Genomic DNA, 2,845 nt, shown 5'->3' on the forward strand with positions numbered 1-2,845 from the left:
TTGCGCCGCTGCTGAAACGCTGCGTCGATGAGCGCGAAGGTGGAGAGCCGCTCGGCCTCAGTGCCGGGCGCATCCCGCCGCTCGAACGACACGAGCACCGAGTCGACGTTGGGCACCGGCCAAAACACCTGGCGAGAAACGTTGCCGGCCAGCCTGAACTCCCCGTACCAGGCGGCTTTCGCGCTCGGACTGCCGTAAATCTTGGAGCCCGGAGGGGCCGCGAGTCGCTGGCCAACCTCGGCCTGCACCATCACGAGTCCGCGCACAAGCTCGGGGAAATGCTCGAGGAAATGCAGCACGACCGGCACCGAAATGTTGTACGGCAGGTTTGCAACGAGCACCGCTGGCGAAGGATCCAGCGCCGTGATGGACAGCGCGTCGGCTGTGACAACAGTCAAATCGGCGTCGGGAGCCGCGGCAGCCACCGTCAGCGGCAACTGGGCCGCGAGCCGATTGTCGATCTCGACCGCGACCACGCGCGCGCCGGTTTCGAGCAGCCCCAGCGTCAGCGATCCGAGACCCGGGCCGACCTCGACCACGGTGATGCCGGCGGTAACACCGGCGATGCGAACGATTCGACGAACGGTGTTGGCATCCAGAAGAAAGTTCTGGCCCAGTTTTTTGGTGGGCTGGATGCCGAGAAGCTGGGCGAGATCCCGGATCTCGGCCGGCCCCAGCAAGCTGCTTGGGCTTGCGGCCGGCTCCGGCCTCTGCTGCGCCACCGCCGACGGCCTCCGCGGCCGCCGGTCGGTCATGACTGCTCGCCGAACGGGTTGGGCGGATCGGTGACCGGCTCGGAATCCCAGCGGCCATAGACCTCCTCGGTATTGGAGGAGATGAGTGCCGCGAGCATCGACACGTCGGTGCCGAGGTGCGCTGCCATTGCGCGAAGCGTGTGCGGGATGAGGTACGAGGAGTTGGGTCGCCCGCGGAAGGGCACCGGCGTCAGGAACGGCGCATCCGTCTCGATGAGCACGAGGCGCCGCGGCAGCACCTCCAGCGCGACGCGCAGCGCGGGCGCATTGTTGAACGTGACGGTGCCGGCGAAGGATGCGTACCAGCCGTTCTCGGCGAGGGTTCGGGCGAGCTCCTCGTCGCCGCTGAAGCAGTGGAAGACCACGCGGTCCGGTGCGCCGACACGGCGGAGGGTCGCCAGAACGTCGCGGTGAGCGTCACGATCGTGGATCTGCAGCGCGAGCCCGCGTTCCTTGGCGATCGCGATGTGCGCCTCGAATGACCGCAACTGCGCCCCCTGGCCGTCCTCACCAGTGCGGAAGTAGTCGAGGCCGGTCTCGCCGATAGCACGGACACGAGGGCGGCCGGCGAGCGCGAAGATCTCAGCGAGCTGCTCGTCGAGCGTCCCGGCGGCATCCAGACGGGGCGCCTCGTTCGGATGCAGCGCGACCGCGGCCAGCACACGAGGCTCAACGGCGGCAATGTCGGCAGACCAGCGCGAGCTGGCAAGGTCTGTGCCCACCTGCACGACGCCTCGAACCCCCACGCTGGATGCCCGGTCAAGCTGCTCGCGATAGTCGAGCCCCGGGCCGTCCTGGCCCATTTCGAGGTGCGTGTGGTTGTCGTAAACGGGCACAACAAGCGCCTCGGGTAGCGGCGGGTACTCGATCGCGTCAGTCATTGGGTTAAGGGTACCAACGCGCGCCGTTCGTCGAGTAGCGCCAAGCGAGTATCGGCGCTACTCGACCAGCGCTGGTTCGATCCGCGGAAACAGCGGCTCAATCGGCGTCACGTGCGACCCCGCGGTCAGCTGGCCCCAGCGGCCGGCATCCGGCAGGAGCTGGTCCCAGACGGTGCCCAGCGACTCAGCGCCGAGCGCGCTCCAGAGCTTTTCGGTCGACTCGGGGATGATCGGCGAGAGCAGAACGGCAAGCGCACGCAACCCCTCGGTCGCCGTGTACAGCACAGTGCCGAGTCTCTCGCGGGTCGCCTCGTCCTTGGCGAGGACCCACGGCTCCTGGATGGTGATGTAGCCGTTGAGCTCTTCGACGATCGTCCACACGGCGGCGAGCGCCTCGTGGATTGCGAGACGGTCGATGGCGGCGCCGGCAGCGGAAGCGGCATCCCGAACCGTTGTCTGGATGCCGAGGTCGGCTTCGTCGTATGCGCCCGGCTTCGGCACGACCCCGTCGTAGTAGCGCGAGACCATGGCAATGACCCGGGAAGCGAGGTTGCCGAAGCCGTTGGCCAGCTCAGACTGGTAGCGGGCGCTGAGGTCTTCCCAACTGAAGGAGCCGTCCTGGCCGAAGCTGATCGCACGCATGAAGTAGTACCGGAACGTATCGGAACCGAAGGTGTCGGTGATCTCGTTCGGTGCAATACCGGTGAGCTTCGACTTCGACATCTTCTCGCCGCCGACGAGCAACCAGCCGTGACCGAAAACCTGGGTCGGCACCTCGATCCCGGCGGCCATGAGCATCGCCGGCCAAATGACTGCGTGGAAACGCGCAATGTCTTTACCGACGAGATGCGTGCCCGGCCAGCGACGGGCGAACTGCTCGTCGTCGGTGCCGTAGCCGATGGCGGTCACGTAGTTGAGGAGCGCGTCGAACCACACGTAGACGACGTGCGACTCGTCCCACGGAACCTTGATTCCCCAGTCGAAGCTCGACCGCGAGATGGAGAGGTCGGCCAGGCCCTGCTTGACGAACTGCACGATCTCGTTGCGCACGCTGCTGGGCTGCACGAAGTCGGGGGTGTTCTCGTAGAGGGCCAGGAGCCGATCCTGGAACGCGCTCATGCGGAAGAAGTAGTTCTTCTCCTTGAGGATCTCGACCGGGCGGCTGTGGATCTTGCACACGAGCTGGCCGGCGTAGTCGCCCTCGGCCGT

3 protein-coding genes are annotated in these 2,845 nt (G+C 66.6%); all 3 read right to left on the reverse strand.

All coding sequences use genetic code 11. The features are described from left to right. A partial coding sequence (gene rsmA / locus JWQ24_RS28230; RefSeq protein ID WP_299815834.1) for a 16S rRNA (adenine(1518)-N(6)/adenine(1519)-N(6))-dimethyltransferase RsmA occupies nucleotides 1-755 on the reverse strand: 755 nt, incomplete at its 3' end. Next, nucleotides 752-1,636 carry a TatD family hydrolase gene (locus JWQ24_RS28235; protein WP_299815837.1) on the reverse strand — a complete coding sequence of 295 codons (885 nt, stop codon included), beginning with the start codon at nucleotides 1,634-1,636 and terminating at the stop codon, nucleotides 752-754. The genes rsmA and JWQ24_RS28235, both read right to left, overlap by 4 nt. 57 nt (nucleotides 1,637-1,693) lie before the next feature. Further along, a partial coding sequence (metG, locus tag JWQ24_RS28240) for a methionine--tRNA ligase (RefSeq protein ID WP_299815840.1) occupies nucleotides 1,694-2,845 on the reverse strand: 1,152 nt, incomplete at its 5' end.

It is taken from the genome of Tardiphaga sp., from assembly GCF_028290495.1.
Taxonomy (GTDB): domain Bacteria; phylum Pseudomonadota; class Alphaproteobacteria; order Rhizobiales; family Xanthobacteraceae; genus Tardiphaga.

Bases quoted from the DNA above. Each gene is read 5' to 3' on its own strand.
- JWQ24_RS28235 (WP_299815837.1), bottom strand. From the start codon at position 1,636: ATGACTGACGCGATCGAGTACCCGCCGCTACCCGAGGCGCTTGTTGTG.